The organism is Candidatus Peribacteraceae bacterium (genome assembly GCA_041661065.1).
In the GTDB taxonomy this organism is placed as follows: Bacteria; Patescibacteriota; Gracilibacteria; order Peribacterales; family Peribacteraceae; genus CAIKAD01.
On sequence record JBAZVD010000001.1, the window covers coordinates 1,280,024 to 1,304,851 of the forward strand.

Here is a 24,828-nt window from a genome sequence, read left to right on the forward strand (position 1 = left end):
GCCGTTCCCGCCCCATGAAGAGCGTCAATATCCTCCTCAAAGGTTTCAATGACTCCTGCAGCAAACGGATGCTCGAGCGGGCGTTCCGTGACATTGAGGTGGGCATCTGCGTCTCCATCGTAGAGGACTACGCCACGGCGGAGCTGCCGGAACTCGGCACGAATCGCGTGCGCGTGTCTTCCACGCAGCTGCGTGAACGGCCGTACGCCGACGTGGATTGGAACACCGTGACGCCGCTGGACGAGGAACTCATCGAGCGCATGCGGCATTGCGAAGCCGTCTACCTGCTGATGCTTGGTCGGTATGGACTGCATGCGGACATTCCCTACGAGGAGCGCAAGCGCCAGTACATGTGGCACCTGCGCTACTGGAACCATGTCATCGAGACGAAGAAGATCACGCTCTCCTTCCACTTCACGCTCCCGCACCAGGGTTACGACTATGTGATCTACGAACTCTGCAAACTCAAGGGCATTCCCATGTTCTACATCGACCGGTGCTACATCATGGATGCATTCTTCCTCGTGGACGAGATTGAGGAGCCGGGCAAGGAACTCGAAGGGAAGATGGGGGAACTGCGCTTGCACTACCCCGATCCCTCCTGCCCCGTACCCCTCACACCGAAGTTCGAGGAGTATTTCGCAGCCCAGACGCAGAGGAACGAGGAGCCCTGGAATCTGTTCATATGCGGTAAGCCGGAATTGCAGCGGAGCTTCCTGCACAAGTGGGCGGGCGTTGCGGCGAAGATGATGCTTCGCAAGCCACGCAGCTTCCTCTCCTTTGTACTCTCGCCGCAGTTCTGGGTGAGGAAGTGGGCACAACACAAGACTGCCCTTTTGTATGACCGCTTAACCAAAGAGGCTGACCTTTCAAAGCCGTACATCTATTTCCCCCTCCACCAGCAACCGGAAGCGACCACGTGCCCCATGGGCGGGGTGTTCGTCGACCAGGAACTCGCTGTCCAACTTCTCGCCTCACATCTCCCTCCCGGCATACGTCTGTACGTTAAAGAGCATCCCGCACAGGGGGAGATGTGCCGCAGTTCCGCGTTCTACCGTTCCCTTCAGGAGATTCCTTCCGTCACCCTGGTCCCTCGTAGCCAGGATACATTCGGGCTCATGAAAAATGCCGTGGCCGTGGCTACCATCACGGGCACGGCGGCGTACGAAGGGCTCTTCCGGGGCACGCCTGCCCTGGTTTTTGGCCACCGCTTCATCCAGTACGCTCCTGGCATGCAACGCATCCATACCTCCGAGGATTGCGCGCGTGCCGTACGCTGCATCCTGGAGGGACGGGAAAAGCCCTCGTTGCATGACATGCGGCTGTTCCTCAAGGCCGTGGAGGATTGCTCGTTGCCGTACGTCGGCGGGCCACCGAGCCCGCACGAGTCCCGTTCCTTCGAGGAGAAGGCGGACATCATGGGGGACAAGATCGCGGAGAAGGTGCGGCAGATCCTGGGCGTTTCTGGTACGCTCCCCTCGTGATCCGTGCTCCCGGTCCACGTTGGCAGGCGGCGCTCATGGTCGTGTGCTGCCTTGCGCTCGTGTTGTTTTGGATGTTGCCCGCCATCCTCGCGGGGTATCCGCCCTTTTTGCCCGGCATCGAGATGGCGAGGGATTTTTCGGAAACAGGAATGTTCTCCGCCAACATCGCCCGCCTCATGACGCTCTTCCTCAGCGCCATGCACGCCGCCGGTATCGGGTGGCGCGACAGTATGGGGTGGACGTGGCTCAATGCCTCCCTCATGTCCGCCTCGGTTGTGGCGTTCTGGCTGCTTGTGCGCAGGCTCTTCGGCGCGGGGACGGCGTGGGTCGCTACCCTCATCTACGCGCTCATGCCCATGTACTGGCTCGAGGCGGTGAAGATGGACGGCTACGCGCTGGGGCTGCTCCTCACATTCCTCAGTGCCCTGGTGTTCCTCACCCTCTCCAAGCGGCACTTCTGGGTGGCGGTGATCCTTTCCGGTCTTCTCCTCGGTTTCGCCGTCTCCGCACGAGACGCCCTTGTTACCTTCGTGCCGTGGGTATGCCTCACGTTCCTCTGGATCTACAGGCGCTCCTGGAAGAAGGGCGTGCTGGCGGCATTCCTCTTCGGGTCCCTGAGCGTAGCGGGGTACCTTTCGCCGCTGCTCGTGCCGGTGCTCAACGCGGATGGCGGTCTGCGGGAACGCACATCCTTGTTCCTTTCCTCCATCGGCACGCGCGACGCCGGCCTCAACCACCTCTACCCCGATGACTACACATACGAGTTCAACCGCGCGGACTACGACGCCATGTTGCGCCAGAAGGCGGCGAGCGGGTCCTTCCTCGACCGGCGGAACAACGAGAGCTATCGGCTGCTCTTCGGCGTGGAACCCGCCACGTCGCTTGCCCGGCTCAAGGCCGGCCTCTGGGTGTTCCTCAACCAGTTCCCGTCCCTCATCTTCCCGCAGACGGTGGGCGGCGCCTTCCTCTGGCTCTTCATTATCCCCGGCATCGTGGTTCTCTGGCGGCGGCACCGTCCGCTGATGCTCTTCTACTTGGGCATGATCCTGTGGATGGAGCTCGTGGTGCGGTTCGCGCTCCTCTACACCCGCAGCCATCTCATGGACGTGGGGTGGGGCCTGGCAATCTTCGCGGGGGCGGGGGTGATGGCGGTCGCGCCCGTCCTGCAACGCGAATGGAAGAGGTGGAGCACGGGAGCGCTTGTGGCGCTTCTGACTGCCATCATCGCTTTGCAGCTTGTGCAGGCGAACCGCAAGGAATTCGCCACCTACTACGTCAAATCACCGGTACTCGAGACGTATGCCGCAACAGCCGCTCTCGATGTCCTTCCTCTTGGTGCTGTAGTGGCACACCCGAACAGATGGACGCTGTTCACGTTCAAGGGGTACAAGAATGCGGCCATGATCCATGCGGACACCATCGCGCGCCTGGCGCCGCAGGGAAAGATCGCGGAGCCGTTCGAGTATTACAAAGTGTCGCACCTCATCGGGTATACGGACGAGGATATTGCTCTCATCAAGAAGGCGCTGCCGAACCTGCAGGTGGTGAAGTATGAGGTCAACAGTTCCGCGGTGAAGGTTACGCCGTTGTTGCAGTATCTCCTTCACCTTTTCCGTTAGCAGCACGGGTTCGTGGTTCGACTTTGCTCACCACAGACGAACCCGCGTTTCGGTTCATGAAACAAATCGAGGTATGCCGTTGTCTGTGCGTCTATGGAGAAATTGTCCTGGACGCGCTGCCTTCCTCGCTCCCCCATTTCCCGCGCCTTTCCGCGGTCCTGCAACAGGGTGATGAGGTGTTTGGCGAATCCCGTCGTATCCCGCGGATTGATGACGAAGCCGGTTTCGCCATCCACAATGATTTCCGGCGTCCCCCCGAAGCACGTGCCCACCACCGGTACCCCTTCCGCCATTGCCTCGATGTTCATCAGGTTGAAGGGGTCGAGGTAGAGGGACGGCGTCGTTGCCACGGTTGACGCCGCATAGGCCAAGCGCATCTGCTCCCTCGTGAGCCATCCGGCGGGGACCATCCCTTCCCTCTCTTCCGTCGGAAGACGTTCCAGGAGCGGAGTGATGCGCTCCGGGTCGCCGGCGAGGAGGAGCTGGGCTTGGGGGCAGCGTTTCCGGACCTGGCAGAAGGCCGCCAGGAGCGCGGCGCTGCCCTTGTCTTCACTCATGCGTCCGCCGTAGAGGATCACCATGTCGTTCAGTTTCTTTTCTTTCCTGAAAGCAGCCACCTCTGTATCGGGAACAGGCGGGAGCACCTCCGTCCCGTTATGGATGGTCACCGTCTCCGGTATGCCATTGGCATTGAGGAAGTCCCGAAGCGCGTCGCTGATCGATATCACCTGCGTCCCGGTCTCATGGAGGATCTTCCGGATGAGGTAGTTCCGAAGCGGCCAGTAGCGCCTTCCTGCCGCTTCGAAGTGTTCCCGGAGGCGCATGCGGTGCGGACGGCCTGCGAGCGTGTCTCCTTCAAATGCCGGTCCGCGCACGCGCCCGAACGAGACGAGGAACGTGTCATGCGCCGTGAGGATGAGACGCTCCGTATGCGCCCGCGCAGCGCGCAATGCGCCGTACGTCAGGAACTCGTGCAGGTTGTGCGCATGGACGGCGTCCGGCTTGCACTCCCGCAGCACCGCAGCAATGCGGCCGAGAACGGGCGCGGACGGCGACACGCAGTGGCGGTGCCTCCTGCGCCGGTCGTACCGCGCCGGCACCGCGAAGATGCGTCCTATCCCGTCATTCTCTTCCCGTATCCCTCCCTCTTCCCCGTGCACAGTGACGAGCGTAACTTCATGCCCCAGCTTCCTGTAGGAGCGACGCAGGTGCTCCACCACCACGGCTGCCCCTCCGCGAGCGGAGGGGAGCGCATCATCGTTGAGGAGGACGATATGCATGGGCATGACCATTGTCGCGGTGGCGAGGCCTGTTGTTAAGGGGGAAATCACTCCGGGAGGCATGGACATTCGTGGCTTGTGGTATTAGCGTTGCCGGGATGGCTAACCCCTCGAGGGAACGTTCGAACGTGGCGCGGATTTTCCAGCTCATGCGGTGGATGCACATCCACCCGGCTTACATGGCCCTTCCGATAGCCCTGGCCATAGGGTCCGCCCTGTTCGAAGGGGTAGGGATGGGGCTCCTCATTCCCCTCCTCAACGGGTTCCTCCAGAAGAGCTTCTCCTTCATCACCGAAGCGCCGTACATCGGGCCGGTCATGCACCTTCTCCCGGCGTTTATCCTGGAGAACGACCGCCTCCTCTTCGGCGTGCTCCTCGCGGGCTTCATCGTCATCCAGGTCCTCAAGAACGCGTTCCGGTACCTCTCCATTATCAGCGTCGCCTACTTCTCGGAGCGGGTGCAGCACCACCTGCGCAAGGTGCTCTTCACGCGGTACCTGAGCTTCGGAAAGCTTTTCTTCGACACCACCAACATCGGCCACCACAACACGCTGCTTTTGGATTTCTCCCGCCGCGCCCTGCTGCCGCTCACGATGGCGGACCGCTACATCAACTCCATCTTTTCGCTCACGGCCTACTTCGTGATGATGCTGGCCATCTCCTGGAAGATGACAATCTTCGCAGTGCCGCTCTTCTTCCTGTTGCACATCATCGTGCGGGGAATGATCATGAGCATCCGGTCCCTTTCCCGCGCCATTGCGCAGCGCGGGTCGGAACTGGGTAAGAAGTCGGTGGAGATCCTTTCCACCATAGCCCTCGTCAAATCCTACCGCACGGAGCGCGAGGAGCAGGGGCAGTACACGCGGATCAGCGATGACATGGCGCGCATGAATTACCGGGCGTCGGTTTTCCATGCGCTCATCCTCCCGCTCCAGGAGACCATCACGCTCCTCGTGGCGGCCGGGGTCTTTGTGGGCGCACTCGCGTTCTTTGGCCGCGACCAGATCGCCTCGGGTTCCGCGCTGGTCGTGTACTTCTACATCGTCGTGAACGCGGCGAGCAAGTTCGGGGGCCTCTCGGGGTTCCGCGGCACACTCGCAGCCTCTTCCGGGCCTCTCGATGAGGTCTTCAAGATTTTCGATGAGGAGGGGAAGTACTTCGTGAAGGGGGGCGATAAGAAGTTCATCGGACTCAAGGATTCCATCGTCTGCCGCCGCCTGACGTTCTCGTACGGGGAAGGGCGGGAGGTGCTGCAGGACGTTTCCCTTACGTTCGAGCGGGGCAAGATGACGGCCGTTGTGGGGCCGACGGGCTCGGGCAAGAGCACGCTCATCAGCCTTCTCATGCGGTTCTACGATTGCCCGCCGGGATCCATTCTCATCGACGGCGAGGACCTCCGCAGCTTTACGCTCGATTCCTACCTTGCCCGTGTCGCCCTCGTGAGCCAAGAGACGCTTCTCCTGCACGATTCGCTTCGCAACAATATCACGTACGGGCTGGAGAATGTGCCGGAGGAGGCGTTGCAGGACGCCGTACGGCGCGCGCGCCTCTTACAGTTCATCGAACTGTTACCGCAAGGGCTGGAAACGCCCATCGGGGACCGCGGGGTCAAACTGAGCGGCGGCGAAAAACAGCGCGTCTCCATCGCCCGTGCGCTCCTCAAGGGAGCGGATATCCTCATCCTCGACGAGGCGACGAGCTCCCTCGACAGCCAGACGGAGAAGCTCATCCAGGAAGCGATAGACGAGGCGGTACAGGGACGTACCTCCATCGTCATCGCGCACCGGCTCTCCACCATCCGTAACGCAGACAAGATCGTGGTGATCAAGGACAGCCGCCTCGTGGAGGAAGGGGCGCTCCAGGAACTCCTCGAGAAGCAGGGCGCCTTCCACGAGCTGTGGGAGCAGCAGAAGTTCTAAATCATCCGGAAGTGGTACACGCCCACCGCGCCGCTTTGCTTTTCCTCTTTTTGGAATGGGAGGGCACGTTGCTCCAGCCACCTGATAAACCCGTCGATCTGTTCCTGCGTCACGGCCATGTGGGCGTCCCGCGCAACGTTGGGGAGTCTTCGTTTGAAGTCCTCCACCATTTTCTTCCCCTGGCCCCAGTCGCTATCCACTGTGGACCATTCCAGCCGCATGCCCAATTGTTTTCCCCATTCCTCAAAATCGCCCGGCGTGAGGTAGTGCAAATCCGCGAGCGTGATGGGGGCGCGGAAAAGGTGCCAGAGCGTCTGAAGAACGTAACCGCGCAGGTTGAGCCAGTTGGGGCATGTGACGATGAGCGATCCTCCCGGTTTCAGTAATCCTTTGAGGTGCCGCAGGGTCCTGAGGGGGTCATCCATGTGTTCCAGTGTCCCCAGGGAGATCACTGCATCGAATTCCCCTTCCATCTCATCGATGGATTTCTGCAGGAAGATGGCCCCTGTCTCTCCGTACTTTTTCTTTGCTTCCGTGATGGCGCTTTCGGCATAGTCGATGCCCGTTACGTGCGCAGCCCCCGCAGCGGCGATGAGGGCGCACATGTCCCCCGTGCCGCAACCCGCGTCCAGCACCTCCTTCCCTTCCCATGGCAGGAGTCCGAGAACCGCCCTGAACTCCTCCGGCATGTCCCCTTTTTGCAGGCGGAACTGGGTGTAGTGCGTCCTCTCCCCTTTCTTATAGACGCAGTTGTAAAACTTCTGGAGCGTATTGTTGGTTGGCATGGCGGCCAGTGTACCATTGCAAAGGGGAGAAAACATGATGCTTGCGCTCCTTTTTCAAAGTATGATGAGGCCATGGCTGGTGTCCTCGCCCTGATTCCCGCCCGGTCCGGTTCAAAGACCGTTCTGGACAAGAATCTCCGGTGTATCGCAGGCAAGCCGCTCCTCGTGCATGCCATCGAGCAAGCGAAGCATGCCGCGTCCGTGGGGCGTGTCATCGTGAGCACCGACAGTGAGCGCTATGCGGATATCGCACGGCAGGCCGGGGCGGAAGTCCCCTTCCTGCGACCGGCGGAATTCGCGGGGGACCTTTCGACGGACCTGGAGGTATTCACGCACGCCATGCAATGGCTCCAGGAACATGAAGGTACTGTCCCGGATATCTGTGTGCATCTGCGTCCCACCTTTCCCCTGCGCCGGAGCGAGGATATCGATGCCGTCGTGCGCATTCTCCTCGCCGACCCTACGCTCGACTCCGTGCGTTCGGTTGCCCCCGCGCGCCAGATTCCATTCAAAATGTGGACGATGCGGGAAGACAAGACGCTCGTTCCCGCTGCAATATGTGACCGTAAAGAGGCGCACAACCTGCCTCGTCAACTCCTTCCCACTGCCTACGCCCAGAACGCCTGCATCGATGCGGTCCGTTCTTCCGTCATCCTCGAAAAGCAGTCCATGACCGGCCGCCGTATCTTCGGTTACCTGATGGAGGAGAATAGTGACATCGATACGGAGGAGGATCTGTTCCGGGCCGAATGGAAACTCCTCTCACGCTCCTGGCGCTCCGGGGGGAAGCCACTGGTTATCTGCTTCGACATTGACGGCGTGGTCGCAGAATTCCTTCCGGACATCAACTACGAACGTGCACAACCCAACAAGGGGATGGTCGCCCTCATCCGCCGTCTCCATGCAGCCGGGCACCGCATTATCCTCTACACCGCGCGCGGTTCGGAGACCGGTAGAGACTGGAAAGCGCTGACCGAGCGGCAGATGACAGAATGGGGCGTCCCTTACCATGCATTGCACTTCGGCAAACCGGCGGCGGATGTCTACGTGGACGACCGCGCCCTGCCTCCCTACCTTTCCGCTTCCCTCCTCCACTCCCATGGCGACACCCTTTGACGGTCTCTTCATCTTCGAAATGGCGAACAACCACCAGGGCGATCCCGAACACGGGAAGCGCATTATTGATGCCATGGCGGACATCACGAAGCGGCACGGCATCCGGGGGGCGATCAAATTCCAGTTCCGCCACCTCGATACCTTCATCCATAAGGATTTCCGCACGCGGAAGGATGCCAAGCACATCGGGCGCTTCCTCGCCACGCGGCTCACCGAAAAGCAATTCTCCAGCCTGGCCGCGCACGCCCGCAAGCGGAAACTGCTCGTCATCGCCACGCCGTTCGACGAGGCGTCCGTGCAGCAGTGCCTTGCCCTGGATGTGGATGTCATCAAAGTGGCCAGTTGCAGTGCCCTGGATTGGCCCCTCCTGGAGAGGATCGCGGCTGCGAAGAAGCCGGTCATCGTGTCCACGGCCGGCGTGCAGTTTGCGGACATGGACAAGATCGTCAGTTTCTTCGAACACCATTCCCTTCCCTTCGCCCTCATGCACTGCGTCGGGATGTATCCCGCGCCGGACCGCCTGCTCAATCTCGCGGTCATTCCCCGGCTCCTCCGGCGATACCCGGGCGTCCCCATCGGGTATTCCGGACACGAGGCTCCCGACGACGTCCTCCCCGCCGTCACCGCCGTCGGCGCAGGGGCGGGCTTCCTGGAACGCCATGTCGGTATAGGGACGCTCAATGCTTACTCGATGGATCCCACGCAGACGGAACGCTGGGTGGAAGCTGCCTGCCGCGCCCGTACGGCCCGCGGCGTTTCCGACAAGCCTGTCCACCGCGACGAGCAGTCCTCCCTCCGGTCCCTCATGCGGGGGACGTACGCCAAACGTCCCATCCGGAAGGGGCAGGTAATCCGCAGGGAAGACGTGTCCTTCGCCATGCCGCTGCAGGAAGGCCAGCTCTCCAGCGGGTCGTTCGGCAGCTACCGTTCCACATACGCGGCGTCGCGGAACTACGCGGCGGGGAAGCCTATCATGGAGGAGAAGCATGCCGACCAGGCGCTCTTTGCGCGGGAACTCGTGCACGAGGCGCGGGGCATGCTCAGCGAGGCAGGTATCCCCATCGGGAGCGATGGGGCCATCGAGCTCTCCCACCACCTGGGCCTGGAACGCATACGGGAAGTGGGAGCAGTCATCATCACCAACGTGAACCGCGAGTATTGCAAGAAGCTCATCGTCATGGTGCCCGGACAACGCCATCCCCGACACAGCCACGAGCGCAAGGAGGAGACATTCGCGCTCCTGTGGGGCGACCTGACCGTAGAGCTCGATGGCGAGACGCTGCGGCTGCGACCGGGCGACTACGTCCTGGTAAAGCGCAATTCCGTGCACAGTTTCTCCACGGAGAACGGCGCCATTTTCGAGGAGATCTCCACGACGCACTACCAGGGTGATTCTTTCTACGAGGATCCGGGCATCCGGTCGCTCGATCCCATGCAGCGCAAGACCCTCATCATGGGCGACGAGTGAGATCCCTTTCTTTCGCAACCGTTGTATTTTGGCCATGGCTTCCGCTCCCTTCCGTGCCATCATTGGCCGCTTCTCCTACGCCGTTTCCCAGCGCGTGATCGATCAGGTGCTCCGTGCTCAGCCGTTTGAATTCGGCGCTTTCATTGCCCCCGAGGGCGCGCCGCCGTACTTCCCTCCTCTTCCGGAAGGTCACCAGGAGTGGTTCCTCTCCGGCGAGATCCGCGGTTGTCACTACAGAGGAGTCGACTGGGACGCTCTCCAGCCCCTCGATGAAGCGCTCGTGGAGCGGATGCGCGAGTGTGAGTGCATCTTTATGGACATGGTCATGCGGTTGGAGTGGAAACGCAGCATTCCGTACGTGACCCGCAAGCGCTGGTACCTGCGTCATCTCCGTTTCTGGAATGATTACCTCTCGCGGCGACGCATCAACCTTTACCTCGCGGCGTGGATGCCCCATGAAATTCCCGATATCATCATCTATTACCTGTGCAAGGACAGGGGCATTTCCGTGCTGTATCTCGATGCCGGGCCGGTGCGGGATACCTCGTTTGCGGAGAGCGATTGGCAGCGATCGGCCGTCCAGCTCGAAGAACGTTACGGGCAGTTGTCGCAGGAATACGGCCGTGTGACGGATCCGGAGGCGATTCCGCTCGGTGACCGCTTCGCGCGGCGCTATCGGGCGCTTACTACTCCTGGAGGTGAAACTCCGCCCATCGAGGCCGTTTGGCGTTCCACCTACTGGCAGGCCGTGCGCGAGATGCTCCTCCGCCGGCCCGTGCAGGCGCTCCGGCATCTCGCCCGTTTCGCCACTCCCGCGGGGATAGGCAGCCTTCTGCACATGAGGGAACGGCGCAAGGTCATTCACGATCGCAATGCCTTCTACAACGCCCATGCGATTGAGCCGGATTTCAGCCGCCCCTACGTGTACCTGACTCTGCATTTCCAACCGGAGGCCTCAACCGTTCCCATGGCCGGTGCGTACGTCGACCAAGCACTCATCGCTCAGCTCTTGAATGCGCACCTGCCCGACGATGTGCTCATCTATGTCAAGGAACATCCTCGCGAGAGCGGCTGGCTTGCCCGCGATGTCGATTCCTACCGGGATTTTCTGGAATTGAAGAAGGTGCGGTTCATCGCGCGCCACACCGATACCTTTGCCCTCCGGGAGCATTGTTCGGCGGTGGCAACCGCCACGGGGACGGTCGGGTTCGAGGCGATTTTCCGAGGGAAGCCCGTGCTGCTCTTCGGTCATCGTTTCTTCCAGTACGCCCCGGGCGTCTTTCCCATCCACACGTCGGAGGACTGCGCCAAGGCAATCGATGCGGTGTTCCGCGACGGGGCTGCCCCCACACTCATACAGGCACGTTTGTTTTTAAAGGCCATGGAGGAGACGAGTATCCACGGGGTCATCAATCTTTGGCATCACATGGTGACGGAAATCCCCGATGATGAGCATGTCCGTGCTTGTACGGAGGGGATCATCCACCAGCTGGAAGGGCTCAAACGGCAGGAAGATGAGCCAAGGGCGGCGTGAGCAGTGTCCTGTTCCCGGTAACCCCTATTCCTTGGGCCGTGTTATCATCCCCCTATGTTCGGAAGCTTCTTCGCGCTGCGGAAACAGTATCCCTACCTGTCCTTCAGGGGGTTCTTCGGATGGTGCCAGTACCTTATCCTCTTCATGTCCCCGTCCATGGCGTTCCGCACGATGAGCATCGTGCCGCACGTGCGGCACGCGTACGGACTTCGTTCCAAGCAAGAGTTCCAGGATCGGTACGAGGCGTCGCGCATCGGGTTTGAGGAGGCGTGGAAGTCGAGGCCGCGAGAGACGCGTGCGGACGTGGAGCACTTCTACCTGGAGCACGACAAGGACATCTGGCGACAGGCTGCCCTCAGCGACGGAGCGTACAATTTCAAGAAAAAAATCCTGCGGGCGTACCACCTCATCCAGGCGGAACGCCTCCCCAAAGACAGTCCCATCCTGGATTACGGCGGAGGCGCAGGAGTCCTTGTGCACTACCTGGCGCGCAAAGGATGGACGGCCGTAGACATTGCGGACATTCCTTCCAAAACCATCCAATTCGTCGAACAGGAAATGTCCGGCCTGCTCCGGCGCGTGATTGTCGCGGACGGATCAGCCACCCTCCCGCAGGGGCACTATGCGGTGATCTCCTGCCTGGACGTGCTCGAGCATGCGTTCGAGCCGCTCACCATCGCGCGGAATCTCCTCGAGGCGCTGCGGCCGGGCGGGCTCCTCATCCTTTCCTTCCCCAAGGAGACGGACTTCTCCACCACGCACATCAGGAAGGCGCAGGACGAACGCGACGCAGTCTTCGCGCTCCTCAACGGGTCGTGTGATGTCCTCGTGCCGGGGCACGTGTTCCGGAAGCGCGGTTAGGAACTTATCAATATCAACAAGTCTCTTCTCTAGCGGTGATAACGTGCTAGAATGGCGCCGTCTCCATCGTTGTAGGCGCAAGCTTACGACACGTTAAAACCCGCAAATCAGAGCAGAAAGAGGCATCCTGCCTCTGGTCATCGCTCTGATAGGCGGGTAACCGCTTACAACGATGGAGACACCATGCAGGGTGCCTCTTCTTGAGTGCCTTGCTCATTTACTTCCATCATGAGCATGAGCGGTTCTTCCTATCATTTCCGCACGCTGGTTGTGCACATGCGTGACAGCATGTTGCTTTTCGTAATTGCTATCACTCTCACCATCATCGCCGTTCCTACGGCTTTCGCAATTTCACAGCGCCGGTTAACCGTGGGGACTCAGCCGCAACTCTTCGTTGATGATGCCCTCATAAGCGAAATGTCAGGAGCGGAGTTGATACTCCATCATCCAGTACCAGCTGAAGTTGCTATCAAGTTCGATGCGCCTTGGGAAGGCGATCTCAGTACATTTGTCACTGTCATGTACGACCAAGGAATTTATCGAATGTATTACAATGGAGACGACGATAGTCATGAGCCAGTAACCTGCTATGCAGAGAGCAAGGATGGCATCCATTGGGTGAAGCTGCAACTTGGCTTGTTTGCCTTCAATGGGTCATCCAAGAACAACATCATTTGGATGGGTAACGATCAAACGCTTGAGACGAGGAAAATCTCCCGCTATCCAACCTTCAACAATACCCGACCGAAGAACAAGCAATATTGGATACTGCAGAACGGCGACAAGGTAAACGTACCAGCCAATTTCTCCCCATTCCGTGATACGAATCCCCGCGCAAAGAGCAGTGAAATATATAAGGCGATCGGCGGCATGCCCCCCATGGCTCTTGGATCACCTGATGGTATCCACTGGCATTTCCTGAAGGACACTCGCGTGATGGAAGGCGAGGACTATGACTCCATGAACACCGCCCTCTACGATCCGCGTATCAAACGGTATGTTGCCTACGTACGCTCAAACAAGTATCCCGGTCGCGCAGGAATCCGCTCCATTGTCAGGCGTACCTCTTCTGATTTCCTGCATTGGGGAAGCGGAACAGTCATTGATGAGCAAGGATCGCCGGTGGAACAGCTCTACACAAACGCAATCACGCCGTATTTTCGATTGCCAGCTATTTTCATTGGACTACCGATGCGGATTGTGGAAGAGAGAAAAGCTGTCCAAGACGCTCGTTTCGGCGGTATTACTGATGCAGTATTTATGAGCAGTAGGGACGGTATCCATTTCAACCGACAATTCCTCGATGCGTTCATACGACCGGGAACTGACATCGAGAATTGGATGCACGGCTCTATCATGCCTGCTAAGGGAATTGTTCCTACCGGACCTGACGAAATTTCCATCTATTACACAGAGCATTTTGGGTATTCAACAAATCGCCTCCGTCGTGCGACACTCCGAACAGACGGGTTTGTTTCAGTACATGCCTCTTACATGGTGGGATCAATGACGACAAAGACTTTTGTGTTTACGGGAAGCAATCTGGTCATTAATGCATCCACCTCCGTTGCTGGCAGCATTAGGGTTGAGGTGATAGATGTATCGGTTGAGCCGCAGAAAGCAAACTCTCTGCTACAGAGCAAGCCATTCTATGGTGATGCCATTGATCACACCGTATTGTGGACTGGCTCTGGAGTGAACTTGGGTGCTCTGGCCGGACGTCCAATTCGCCTGAAGTTCGTTCTTCGCGATGCGGATCTATATTCCTTCCACTTTGAACAGTAATTTGTGAGCCGATCACTTCGGCTGCCAGATCAGAGTGATCATCTGGCTTCCAGCAACTCCTCCGACAGCGGTGTTCCGCGGGTGACAGCATTCCGTGCTTTGCGGCCGAGGATGCGCTCCAGGTTCATGGGCGGAAGGCCGTACCCGGGACGGATGATACGCACATTCCGTTCCGTGAATGTTTCGCCTGCCTCCACGTCCTCCACGACGAACAGTGACGGGCGGAATACGAGGCTCTTGCGGTCACTTTCCGTGGGGCCGTAGCGCACGTACCCCAGCGCCTGTTCCTCAATTGGCGCGGAAGGCGGGTCCCGCTCTGCCGCGCGCACCGCGTCCACCATCACCCTATATTCCAGTGGTTCCAGGGAGAAGGAGCTGTCCGGCCCCGCGTCCCGCTTGCGGTCGAGAGTGAAGTGCTTCTCCACGATGCAGGCCCCTAGTGTGACGGCCGCCACGGGCACTGCATTCCCGAGCGAATGGTCCGATACCCCCACGGGCAACCGGAATTCTTCGGCCATCGCGGGTATGGTGCGGAGGTTTGCGTCCTCTATCCTGGCCGGGTACGCGCTGGTGCACTTGAGCAGCGCAATTTCCGTTGCACCCGCTTCTCGTGCCGCTGCAATTGCCTCTGCAATCTCCTCCCGCGTCGCCATGCCAGTGGAGAGAATGAGGGGCTTCCCCGTTGCCGCGATGCGTCGAATGAGGGGCAGATGGACCAGCTCGAAGGACGCAATCTTGTACGCTGGAACATTCATCCGTTCCAGAAAGTCCACGGAGGTCGCGTCGAACGCCGTGGAGAAGCACTGCATTCCTAGGCTCTCTGCATACGCCTTAAGCTCCGGTTGCCACTCCCATGGCATGGAGGCTTCCGCGTAGAGGTCGTGGAGGGTCCGCCCTTCCCACACGGTTCCTCGGAGGCAGTCCGTAAAGAAAGGATTATTGCAATCAATGGTGATGGTGTCGGGGGTGTAGGTCTGGAACTTGACCGCATCCGCCCCCGCCTCCTTCATGCGGGCGATGATCTCCATCGCCCTCCCCTTGCTCCCCCCATGGTTGCCGGACATCTCCGCGACGATGCAGGCGGGCTGCCCCTTCCCTATCACCCGGCCGCCGATGGCGATCGTTCCGTTCATGCGCCCAGTGTACCGCGTTGTGCCGTAAAGTGCCGTCGGGGATCCTCTTTTCGTGCATCCAGTGGATGCTCGGTGAATCCTCCTTTTAGGAACAAGGCGGCAGAAGCCTCATTCCCTTCCTTCACGTAGGCATGGACAGTCGCATTCGGATTCCCCTGGAAGAAAGACCGTAATCCTTCCCTGAGGATATGCGTGCCGTGCCGTTGCCCCCTTCGATCCGGCGCGACGGCGATGGAGAGGAATGTTTCTTCCTTCGTTTCGAAACGGACGTACCCAACGGGATCATCCTCCTTGTCGAATGCCAGCAGCAGCATTGTTCCCGGATCCCGCAGGCGTTCCGCGAACCATGCCTGATGTCGTTCCCAGGAGATGGAGTCCGTGGAGAACGAAGCGGAACGTGTCTGGGGATCGTTCGCCCATTTCCAGAGGAGCTTTGCGTCCTCCGGCCGTGCGCGGCGCAGGCGCAAGGGGTTCCCGAGGAGATGCATCAGCACGCGGTCCGCGCCGTAGCCGTCCACGAGCGCCCGTCCTGTTTCCGCCATGAGCTCACGGCGTTGTTGATCCTTCGCCAGGGACTGAACCTGTGTCCGTAACTTCTCTTGGGTGATCTTGTCATGCCATCCCAGGCTGACGCTGCACCCGGCCGCGGCCATTCCCTCCGCAACGGCCACCTGGTTATCCGCGAGGATGATGCTGAGTGTAGGGACGCCCAGGTACGCGAGTTCATAGCTCGTTGTTCCTCCTGCGGAGACAGCCATGTCCGCTTGTTCCATCAACTCACGCATCCGAGGGGCATTGATGATGCATTTCATCCCGGATTCACGGCACAGGGAGAGGATTTCCTCCGCGTGCGGGTTCGCGCCTCCGACCACGACGGTGGGTTCAAGGCCTTTCATCCCGCGCAGCGCAGCCACTACTTTGCAGGTCACATTCGCAGGATCGCCGCCCCCCAGCGTGACGAGCAGGCGCGATGCAACATCGGGAGTTTGCCGCTCTCCACGAGGCGGTTCCCGGAACTGCCGCTGGAGCAGCGCGTATTGCGTACCAAGGAGGAGCGCCGTAGATTCACCTCGCTTTGTATAGAGGTCCGACTTCGCTCCGACGTTCTGGTTGAGGACGGCGTCGGCGGCGTAACTCTTCGCATGGCCGTAGTCATCCACGAACAGGACACGGAGCCCTTCGCGCTTCAAAGCATCCTGGTAAGTGCCGTCGAAGCGGTAGCCGTCCACAACCACCCAGGCGGCACCCAGGCGCTTCGCGTGCTCCGCCGTTTCGTGGGCGTCCTCTTCCCCGTAGGACTCTGCGGTAAGCCGGATCACCTCTGCCTTCTCCTCCGCCAGCCGTCCTTGGAGCGCGGGCGTAAGGTCTGCGGCCACGAAGGCCGTGGAACAGCCGTTCTCCTTCATTGCCTGTGCAAGGGCAAGGCACCGCATCAAGTGCCCCGTCCCGACGGACGGATTGGCGTTCACGCGGAAGACGAACGTCGGAGACATGGGGATAGGATGGTAGCATGGACATAAATACTCTGCTCCTCCTTTCATTTGGTGTTCCGTGCCAGACATGTCGGTTTGGCAGCAGTTTCTTGTGTTGGCAAGACATGGTTTATGATGCCTGCAATTATTATTATGAAGAATCAATACTATTATTCTCTTTTCCCCTTCCCTTCTTCTTATGCGGCATCCACTTCGTAGGATCTCTGTCTTTTTGATGATCACTACTCTCTGCATTCTCATTCCTTCGCCACCACGTACCCAGGCAGCTGTTGCCACCTTTTGGAACAGGGAAGTAGCCATAATCATTCAGGAATCAAAAATCGACGCTACGCTTACAAACTTCCCCGTACTTCTTACGGAAGAGAATTTACCTTCCGAGCCCTGCGATGCAGACGGGAGCTATCCTGCCCAGGATGGCGGAGGTGATATTCGTTTCACCACAGACGCAGATGGTAACAATCAAATTCCCCTTGAGATTGTCACATTCGCAACGAACAACAATCCAGCTCTCTGTGATGTGGAAATGTATGTGAAAGTCCCCTCCATCTCCAGTTCCACCGGAACATATCTTTATATGTGGTATAATACAGGTGAGACAAATGAGCAGCCAGCAGCCAGCAGTACTTATGGCAGCGAATATGTGTGGAGCAGCTACGCTGCTGTATGGCACATGAACGAAGCATCAGGAACCCGCTACGATTCAACGGCGAATAACAATGATCTTACCGATGTGAATACAGTAACCGCAACGGGCGGAAAGATCGGCGCGAATGCAGCATCATTTGACGATGCCAACAGCGAGTATTTGTACATATCAGATAATGCCTCGCTTTCCATGGGGGCTGATGTGAATATGAATATGAGTGCTTGGACGCGGATGCATGACAAAAGTACGTATCATACAATAGCGTCAAAATATGCAACGACCAGCGGTGCAAGAGAATATGTGCTTAGCTACAGTTCAAGTGATGATCGGTTTTATGCTATGACCATGCTTGATGCCGGAGGCTCATCAGCTGGTTCATTGCTTGCCAATAACTTTGGATCGCCCTCTGTAGGTACTTGGACTCACGTTGCTATGAGGTTTGATGCGCCCTCCAATCAGATGGATATCGGTATTAACAATGGAACTCGTAATTCCCAAAATGCTACTGGAGATATCTATAATGGTACGGCTCGTTTCGTGGTTGGCGCAGGGAATACTGAAGGATCCATTTTGGATCTCATGGATGGAGATATTGATGAAGTGCGCGTCATCAAGCAGAGTATTTCTGATGCTTGGTGGAAGGCTGAATATGAAAATCTTTATGATCCAGCCGCCTTCGCTGTCGAGCAGGTGCCAGAAGATGGCTCAATTGCACCTCTGGAATCGACCGTTCGTAAAAGTGCAGATCAAAGCGTGACAAGTAGTACGACATTACAAAACGATACTCACTTCTTGTTCACACTTGAGGCAAATAAATCGTATGTTCTCACGGGTGGTATCTTCGCGACCTCAACAAGTGCAACGCCGGATATCAAAATCGGTTTCAGTCTTCCTCTTGGAACGACAATGGATATTGGTTACATCGCGCAGGGGGGTAATAACCGTGTTGCAGATCTTCTGCAAACAAGTGACACCGCCAGCTCTCTCATTCCCATTCCTGCCAACGGACATACCATCATCCAGTCATTTGGCACCATTGTCACAGGAGGCACTGGAGGCACGTTGCGGTTCAAGTGGTCACAAAATACGTCAAATGCAACAGCGACGACGGTCAAAGAAGGATCATTCATTTCAATCTCAGAAATTACGGAGTAGCTCAGATTGTACGAATTGGGGTGTCTTCATTGAGGGCACCCCCTTTGTTTATGTTCCACACTTCTTTGTGTTTAGTTGTCTCTTCGTGATCAGGCCGTTGCGGTAGTAGGTATCTAGGTACCCGAGGAGGTAGTCGAAATCGAGATCAAGTTCATCGGCGATGTCGAAGACGCTGCAGCGGCCTTCCAGGCGCAGCATCACCTGCTCCATTTTCCGGTTGAGTTCGCGGTTTTCCTCCAGCTTGACCCAGAGGCCGTAACCGGAGAGGAACACCGGCCCCTTGAAGGTCCGTGTCGGCACGTAATCATTGTCGAGGATGTGCAACATCGTCATAACCAGTTCCTTGGATTCCCGCAGCCTCTCGGCGGAAATGATGGCCGGTGTGTCATCACTTGTATGGTATTCGGGGTAGGGGAACCTGCTGATGGAAATGGTAGGGATGTCCACACCCGGGCCGTTCCAGACCATCTCGTCGTTCCCTACGACCATGCGGAACGGTCCCTCCCGGAACTCGGTGCCCTTCCTCCGCAGCACGTAACGCGCGATGCGGTCCCATCGCGTATTGCCCTGCCGTGTCAGCTGCAGCGCGTGGATGTTGTCGTTCCCCAGCATCTCGAGGAAGATGCCGTAGGAGACGCGCGGGATGATTTCCTCGTGCGTGCTGAGGTAGGCGATGGAACCGATGGTTTCCGGAAGGAAGAATATCTTGTAGGTGTAGCGGTTCTTGCGCTGCGCCAACTCCTGCGCGAGCTTGGCACCCACCGCCACGCCGCACAAGTCGTCATTCACCATGGCCGGATGGCAGAGGTGTGCGATGAGCGCGACCGTCTCTTCCGTCTCTCCCGGAATAGTACAGCAGCCGACTTTGAGTGTTCCCTTCTCAAACGAGGAGCGTATGACCGCCCGGTACCGGTCCTTCGTGAATTCCCCTAACCGGTCGTGCTGCAGGCAGAATCCCCAATCCCGCTCGTAGTACTTGTAGCCGAACGGGATGGCATGAGGCCGCGCGGGATTGGTAATGATGTGCCGGAGCAGTTCTTCCCTCGGGAGCTCCTTGTCCACGGGCAGGGAGTAGGAGACCACGTGGAGGGGATGATCCGCAACATCCAGTACGCGTCGTCCGCTCCCCGCCTCCTCGATGTATGCCTCGCCCACGCTCCACTTCTCGGGGACGGTCCAGGTCCAGCACTGTGTCCCGGAGGGCACGGCGTGGATCTCCAGGGGGATGAGTTTCCCCAGGTAGTCGAGCGAAGCGTCGAAACCATCGGAGACGAGGTCCCGGCGCTGGAACCAGAGGTCTTCGATGCACTGCATCATGTCGAAATCAGGGTTTGCGGGCAAAGCACTCGAGGGAATTGCGGTAAAATGCGAAGTGTACTCCCTTTCCACCGATTCCTAGCAGCTTGAGGAGGAAGGATGCGAGGTCGAGCGCGGGACGGGCATACGGCGTCCCACGGTACGGGTAGGCGAAGCCGAGCATCTCGAAACCGAAGTTCTCAAGGATTTGCCGAAGCATCACATCGGAAGGGAGCAGGAAATTGAGGTCACTGCGGATCATGGGGAGGGACCCGAAGAGCCGGTAGCACAGGCTGTTCGTGTTGGGCGTAGCGAGGAAGGCGATGACTCCTCCCGGCTTGAGCCAGTAGAAGCATTCTCCTATCCGCGCGATGGGATCCGGGATGTGCTGGATGGTCCCCCGGAAGATAATGAGGTCGAAGAAGCCGTCCTTAAGCTCGAAGTCCGTCACCACGTCCCTGCGCTCCGCAGCTTCCCGCGCCACATCCGAAACCTCGATTCCGTACTTCTTCCACGTGGGCCCCAGGCGCTCGAGGAAACCGCCCGTGCCGCATCCCATATCCAGTGCGTTGCCGCCGCGGGTCATATCCACGAACTGCCGCAGTCTCCCCATTTCCTGATCCTGCATTGCGTCGCGCTTCCTCCCGCTCTCGTCTTTCCTTTCCTCAAAGTACGCAGCGCCGTAGAGGTTCTTCAACCGTTCGATCGTATCTTTCCTCGCGCCGAAATACTTCTTGCAGTACGCATCGTCCCGGATGTCTGCCATGCAGCTACTCTAACCATCCGCTTCTCCCGGATCAACCTTCTTTTTGATGGACAATCTTCCGTTCCTCCCCCTCACCACGCGGTGAACCCCCCATCCACGACCATGCACGACCCCGTGACGTATGAGGCGTCTTCGGATGCCAAGAAGGCCGCGGCCGAAGCGATCTCCTCCGGCGACGCCATGCGCCCAAGCATCGTCCGCTCCGTGAATCGCTGGACGAATTCCTCGGACTGCCGCGCTGCGGACCGCACGCCGCCCGCGACTATCGCGTTCACGCGGACGTTACGGCCGCCCCATTCCGCTGCGAGGCATCGGACGAGGGCCAGAAGCGCTGCCTTCGCAGCTGCGTAGTGCGGCGGCGAAGGGCGCATGCCCTCCGGGTAGAGCGAGAGATCCACGCCGGCGACGGCGTAGATGGAGGAGAGGAAGACGAAGCTGGCCGCCTGCGTCTTCTGGAGGCCCTTCACCAGTTTTCGCGCTAGCGATGCGTGTCCAGTGACGTCGGCATCGATGAGCCGGTGCAGGTCTTCAAAGGTGAATCCATCCGGTCCGGTCTGGAGTCCCTCGCGCGACCGGGCGCAACCGATGAGGACCGTTGGTTGCTCTTCACTACCGATGCCTTTGATGAAAGCGGTAATGGAGTCTTCCGACGCCAAATCCAGTTCCTGGAGCTTCAGGTTATCCTTTTTTTCCATCTTCTCCCGCGACGCCCACTCCTCCGCGTCCTTGGAAGACCGGGAAGTGGCGATGATCGTGGCGCCTTCTTGCAGCAGGCGGCGCACCACGGCCGTGCCGATGAGCCCCGTGGCTCCCGTAACGATGGCGGTGCTACCGCTGAGTCCGTTCATGGCTGGTGTTGGAAAGGAGATATTCACAGATGTTCCAGTCGAATGTCGTACCGATGTGCACCGAGCGCTCCTCCGGCGTTTCCACGGTGCCCAGTTTCTCCCCGAAGAAATTTCCCTGTTCCTTGAGGGCGGCCAGCCGCGCGATCTTGATCGACCCGTTCGGCCGGTATGCGGGTGGGAGCAGCGGCCGCTCGATGAGCCACTCCTTGTCGAAGTACATCTTCCACTCCCCTGCGGGACGGGATTTCTCCCTGGGGACGAGCGCCCAGTGAAAATAGTGGGGGTCGATGGGTGTGACGCTCAGGAGGAAATCGATGTCGCCGCGCCGGAATCGCTCCACGCCGCGTTTGATGTCCTCCGGGGAACGCAGCGGGGAAGTGGGCTGGAGGCAGAGGAGAGACTCGGCGGCCCTGCCTTCCTTGGCCAGCAGCGTCGCCAGGTGCTGGCACGGCGCATACGAGGGGGAAAGGTCGCCGCAGAGCTCCGGCGGCATGAGTGACGGGACGTTCGCGCCGAATTCTTTGGCAACGGCGGCAATCTCCTCGTCATCTGTGCAGACGTACACGTCATTAAATAAACCGGAAGCCAGTGCAGCTTCGATGGTGTAGGCAATGAGCGGCTTTCCCCCGAGCAGCTTGAGGTTCTTGCGGGGAATCCGCTTGCTTCCGGCCCGTGCGGGGATCATGCACAGCATGGTGTCAGGCATGGTCGCGGGAGAAGGGGTTGCGGTCAACCGGCTCGAGGGGGGAACTCCCGTCACGCACTTCCAGCCCCCGTACGATCGTCTCCGCCAGATCCAGGTCTTCGGGGGTATCGATATCGATGCCGCGGTCGGCATCCATAGGCGCCATGTGGAATGGCTCGCCATAGAACACCTTCTGCCGGCGGAATGCTTCCACCCGCGTCCACCAAACCGCGCCCGTGGGGCAGCAGGCCGATTGCAGCTCTTGGCTCGGTGCCATCGTTCCTTCCGAGAAGAGCCATCTGCCTCGCCCTTCCCCGTCGCACCCGAGTGCCCAGTGCGGATACACGCCGCGGTACGGCACCGCGGAAATCTGGAAGTCCCTTTCCCTCTCTGTGAACGTGCGTTGGAGGTCCATGATGTCTTCGCTCCGCCGCAAGGGGCAGTTGACCATCAGTTGGCAGAGGCATTCGGGCAGTTTACCCCGTGCTTCGAGCATATCCAGCACATGGAGAGCGACGTCCTGGGTGGGGACGGAGCCTCCGGAGAGTTCCGCGGGGCGGGGGAGATACGTGGCCCCGTACCACTCCGCGATGCGACCTGTGAGCGGGTCATCCGTAGAAACGATGATGTCGGAAAAGAGCCCGGTGTTCTTTGCGGCCGCAATCGCATAGGCGATCATGGGATGCCCGAAGAACGGGAGAATGTTCTTCCCGGGGATGCGCTTGGAATTGCCGCGTGCGGGGATGAGGGCGAGGTTCGTCATGGGCGGGGCGGGGCGGAGCGCGCGGTAAGGGCAATCGTGAGCGTTTCCGCGGCTTCGGCTACCGGATTGTACACTTTTTCCCGCTTTCCGACCCCGGCAAGGAAGTGCCGCATCTCCTCCAGGTACATCCGGTTCATGTCATATCCCTCCGGCTCAGGATGCGAGGCGACCACGTTCCCCTTCCGGTCCCGCACCTCCACGCACTTGCGGTTGATGTCCCACTCCAGCGAACCCCCGGTTCCCTTGATGGTGCAAAAGCGCCGGTACTCCGGTTCCATGAAGCTGAGGTGCACCCGGCTTCGCACGCCGCTTTGATGTCGGAGGAACAAGTCTGCTGTGCCGTCCACCGTGAGGTCGAGCGGCGTTGCGGTCTGCACCTCCGCGCGTTCGAGCGCCGCAGGGCCGAAGTACCACAGCGCCAGGTCAATCTCGTGGATGCAGTCCAGGATGGCGCCGCCCTGCACGGGATCCGCGCTGTAGCTTTTGCGGTAGTCCTGTAGCGGGCGCCATTGCGGGAGGGAGGAGCCGGTGTAGACGACGGCTTCGTGGGGCTTTCCGATAGCCCCCTCCGTGAGGAGTTTGCGGACGGTGGCGGGGCCGTGATGAAAGCGCATGTTGCAACCGACCATGGAGACGAGGTTACGTTCATCAATTTCCTTCCGGAGTCCTTCGATGCCTTCCGGAGAATACGAGAGCGGCTTCTCGATGAAGATGTGCGCTCCCGCTCCGGCTGCCGCAATCGCCTGGGGGAGATGTTCCTTCGTAGGGCTGCAGATGAGGACGGTGTTCGGATGGAACTGATCGAGGGCTTCGGGGAGGGAAGCGAACGGTTCACAGGGGATCTCCTCCTCCGCGGATCGCCTGCGTTGGTCGTCCGGCTCACTCACGGCCAGCCGGCTGATACCGAGTGTCGTGAGGTTGCGCAGGTGGCGCAGGCCGATGGAACCCGCGCCGCAGACGAGCACGGACGGGTGTGCCGTTTGCGTGGCGGGCTCAGCGCGCATAGAAGGCTGTGGTCTTGTTGACCGCCGTGATCACGTCCTGCGCGTCCACGTCGTTCATGCCGGCGAAGAGCGGCAGCGTGATCATCTTTTCAAATGCTTCTTCCGCCACGGGATACATCCCTTCCTTCGTGCCGAAGCGCTTGCGGTAGTAGGGGTGCAAGTGGACGGGGATGTAATGGACATTGACGCCGATGTTCTCTGCGCGCAATGCCTTGAAGATCTCGTCGCGCGATGCCGTGAGCGTTTCGGGATTGAGGAGGATCACGTAGAGGTGATAAGCATGAATGAGGCCCTTACGGACAGCCAGGGGATGCAGGGTATCCATTCCCGCGAAGGATTCGCTGTAGAGGCTGGCGATGCGTTGCCGCCGCTCCGTCCAGGCGGGCACCTTCTTCAATTGGCTGAGGCCGAGGGCGCACTGGAAGTCCGTGAGGCGGTAGTTGTAGCCCAGTTCCTGCACCTCGTACGCGTAGGATCCCTTCTCGTGCCTTTCCCGGTGGTCGGTGGTGAGGCAGTGGTTCCGGAACCGCCGCATGCGCTGCGCGAGCGCAGCGTCGTCCGTGGTCACCATCCCTCCCTCCCCCGTCGTCATCGGCTTGACCGGATGGAAGCTGAAGGTGCTCAGGTCCGCGAGCGAGCCGACGGGGCGCCCGTCAAGCATCCCGCCCAGTGCATGGCACGCGTCCGCGAGGATCGGGAGCTTTCGCTTGTCCGCAATCGCTCGGAGCGCCGCGTAGTCGCAGGGTTGTCCGCCGTAATCCATGGCGATGACCGCCTTGGTGCGGGGTGTGAGGGCGCGCTCCACCTGTTTGGGATCAATGCAGAGCGTGTCCGGGCTGCTGTCGACGAAGACGGGTGTGCCGCCCTGGAACAGGACGGCGTTCACCGTAGCGGCAAAGGTCATCGTCGGAACGATCACTTCATCCCCTTCGCCTATCCCCAGCGCCTGCACGGCCGTATGGAGCGCGGCGGTGCCGTTAGAAACGGCCACGGCGTGTTGCGTCCCGGTGAAGGCGGCGAAGGCCTTTTCGAACTCCTCCACCTTGGGCCCCGTCGTCAGCCAGTCGGAGCGCAGGATGGCGTCCACGGCCGCCACGTCGTCCCCATCCACGCACTGGCGCCCGTACGGAAGGAGCGTCGGGCGGACGGGAGTGCCTCCATGGACTGCGAGGGGGGCGGGCATCAATG

General features: G+C 59.6%; 20 protein-coding genes. 9 read left to right on the plus strand and 11 right to left on the minus strand.

Annotation, left to right across the window (positions count from 1 at the left end):
• Positions 1 to 14: 14 nt before the first annotated feature.
• Both WC698_05900 and WC698_05905 read left to right on the plus strand, forming a co-directional pair.
• Positions 15 to 1,484 (plus strand): hypothetical protein, encoded by a 1,470-nt coding sequence (locus tag WC698_05900; protein MFA6039764.1) that lies wholly within the window; start codon positions 15 to 17, stop codon positions 1,482 to 1,484.
• A complete protein-coding gene (locus tag WC698_05905; GenBank protein ID MFA6039765.1) occupies positions 1,481 to 3,103 on the plus strand; it encodes a glycosyltransferase family 39 protein in 1,623 nt (540 codons plus the stop codon). The genes WC698_05900 and WC698_05905 overlap by 4 nt, the downstream gene beginning before the upstream one ends.
• On the opposite strand, the gene WC698_05910 is transcribed toward WC698_05905, so the two are convergent.
• Positions 3,100 to 4,452 carry a glycosyltransferase family 4 protein gene (locus WC698_05910; GenBank protein ID MFA6039766.1) on the minus strand — a complete coding sequence of 451 codons (1,353 nt, stop codon included), beginning with the start codon at positions 4,450 to 4,452 and terminating at the stop codon, positions 3,100 to 3,102. The two genes, WC698_05905 and WC698_05910, sit on opposite strands and share 4 nt — an antisense overlap.
• A 29-nt stretch (positions 4,453 to 4,481) precedes the next feature.
• Between WC698_05910 and WC698_05915 the strand changes: the two genes are divergently transcribed.
• The gene (locus WC698_05915) at positions 4,482 to 6,302 is read left to right on the plus strand and encodes an ABC transporter ATP-binding protein (protein ID MFA6039767.1); all 1,821 of its coding nucleotides are present in this window, start codon (positions 4,482 to 4,484) and stop codon (positions 6,300 to 6,302) included.
• Here WC698_05915 and WC698_05920 read toward each other — a convergent pair.
• Positions 6,299 to 7,087, minus strand: coding sequence for a class I SAM-dependent methyltransferase (locus tag WC698_05920; protein ID MFA6039768.1), 789 nt, complete (start codon positions 7,085 to 7,087; stop codon positions 6,299 to 6,301). The two genes, WC698_05915 and WC698_05920, sit on opposite strands and share 4 nt — an antisense overlap.
• 72 nt (positions 7,088 to 7,159) lie before the next feature.
• Here WC698_05920 and WC698_05925 point away from each other — a divergent pair, with 72 nt between their 5' ends.
• From WC698_05925 to WC698_05945, 5 genes are all read left to right on the plus strand, one after another.
• Positions 7,160 to 8,203 carry a hypothetical protein gene (locus tag WC698_05925; protein MFA6039769.1) on the plus strand — a complete coding sequence of 348 codons (1,044 nt, stop codon included), beginning with the start codon at positions 7,160 to 7,162 and terminating at the stop codon, positions 8,201 to 8,203.
• Positions 8,187 to 9,671 carry an N-acetylneuraminate synthase family protein gene (locus tag WC698_05930; GenBank protein ID MFA6039770.1) on the plus strand — a complete coding sequence of 495 codons (1,485 nt, stop codon included), beginning with the start codon at positions 8,187 to 8,189 and terminating at the stop codon, positions 9,669 to 9,671. The genes WC698_05925 and WC698_05930 overlap by 17 nt, the downstream gene beginning before the upstream one ends.
• A gap of 34 nt (positions 9,672 to 9,705) precedes the next feature.
• Positions 9,706 to 11,205 carry a hypothetical protein gene (locus WC698_05935; protein ID MFA6039771.1) on the plus strand — a complete coding sequence of 500 codons (1,500 nt, stop codon included), beginning with the start codon at positions 9,706 to 9,708 and terminating at the stop codon, positions 11,203 to 11,205.
• Positions 11,206 to 11,259: 54 nt separating this feature from the next.
• On the plus strand, positions 11,260 to 12,066 hold the full coding sequence (locus WC698_05940) for a methyltransferase domain-containing protein (GenBank protein MFA6039772.1): 807 nt from the start codon (positions 11,260 to 11,262) through the stop codon (positions 12,064 to 12,066).
• Between the two features lie 228 nt (positions 12,067 to 12,294).
• Positions 12,295 to 13,851, plus strand: a complete 1,557-nt coding sequence (locus WC698_05945) for a hypothetical protein (GenBank protein ID MFA6039773.1) — start codon at positions 12,295 to 12,297, stop codon at positions 13,849 to 13,851.
• A 38-nt stretch (positions 13,852 to 13,889) separates the two neighbouring features.
• Here the strand turns inward: WC698_05945 and pseI are convergent, their stop codons facing one another.
• Together pseI and pseG are read right to left on the minus strand one after the other, a co-directional pair.
• The gene (pseI, locus tag WC698_05950) at positions 13,890 to 14,984 is read right to left on the minus strand and encodes a pseudaminic acid synthase (protein MFA6039774.1); all 1,095 of its coding nucleotides are present in this window, start codon (positions 14,982 to 14,984) and stop codon (positions 13,890 to 13,892) included.
• Positions 14,981 to 16,477: a UDP-2,4-diacetamido-2,4,6-trideoxy-beta-L-altropyranose hydrolase gene (gene pseG / locus WC698_05955; GenBank protein ID MFA6039775.1), complete on the minus strand. Its 1,497-nt coding sequence runs from the start codon at positions 16,475 to 16,477 to the stop codon at positions 14,981 to 14,983. Before pseG ends, pseI begins: the two co-directional genes overlap by 4 nt.
• A gap of 214 nt (positions 16,478 to 16,691) precedes the next feature.
• Here pseG and WC698_05960 point away from each other — a divergent pair, with 214 nt between their 5' ends.
• Positions 16,692 to 18,278 (plus strand): hypothetical protein, encoded by a 1,587-nt coding sequence (locus WC698_05960; GenBank protein ID MFA6039776.1) that lies wholly within the window; start codon positions 16,692 to 16,694, stop codon positions 18,276 to 18,278.
• 48 nt (positions 18,279 to 18,326) lie between these two features.
• Here the strand turns inward: WC698_05960 and WC698_05965 are convergent, their stop codons facing one another.
• From WC698_05965 to pseC, 7 genes are all read right to left on the minus strand, one after another.
• Positions 18,327 to 19,619: a DUF4910 domain-containing protein gene (locus tag WC698_05965; GenBank protein ID MFA6039777.1), complete on the minus strand. Its 1,293-nt coding sequence runs from the start codon at positions 19,617 to 19,619 to the stop codon at positions 18,327 to 18,329.
• Positions 19,603 to 20,340, minus strand: coding sequence for a class I SAM-dependent methyltransferase (locus WC698_05970; GenBank protein MFA6039778.1), 738 nt, complete (start codon positions 20,338 to 20,340; stop codon positions 19,603 to 19,605). Before WC698_05970 ends, WC698_05965 begins: the two co-directional genes overlap by 17 nt.
• A 71-nt stretch (positions 20,341 to 20,411) precedes the next feature.
• Entirely contained in the window at positions 20,412 to 21,188 is a 777-nt protein-coding gene (locus WC698_05975; GenBank protein MFA6039779.1) for an SDR family oxidoreductase, read from the minus strand.
• Positions 21,169 to 21,894 (minus strand): acylneuraminate cytidylyltransferase family protein, encoded by a 726-nt coding sequence (locus WC698_05980; protein MFA6039780.1) that lies wholly within the window; start codon positions 21,892 to 21,894, stop codon positions 21,169 to 21,171. Before WC698_05980 ends, WC698_05975 begins: the two co-directional genes overlap by 20 nt.
• Positions 21,887 to 22,636 (minus strand): acylneuraminate cytidylyltransferase family protein, encoded by a 750-nt coding sequence (locus WC698_05985; GenBank protein ID MFA6039781.1) that lies wholly within the window; start codon positions 22,634 to 22,636, stop codon positions 21,887 to 21,889. Before WC698_05985 ends, WC698_05980 begins: the two co-directional genes overlap by 8 nt.
• Positions 22,633 to 23,640, minus strand: coding sequence for a Gfo/Idh/MocA family oxidoreductase (locus WC698_05990; protein ID MFA6039782.1), 1,008 nt, complete (start codon positions 23,638 to 23,640; stop codon positions 22,633 to 22,635). Before WC698_05990 ends, WC698_05985 begins: the two co-directional genes overlap by 4 nt.
• A complete protein-coding gene (gene pseC / locus WC698_05995; protein ID MFA6039783.1) occupies positions 23,630 to 24,823 on the minus strand; it encodes a UDP-4-amino-4,6-dideoxy-N-acetyl-beta-L-altrosamine transaminase in 1,194 nt (397 codons plus the stop codon). The genes WC698_05990 and pseC overlap by 11 nt, the downstream gene beginning before the upstream one ends.
• Between the last annotated feature and the right edge of the window lie 5 nt (positions 24,824 to 24,828).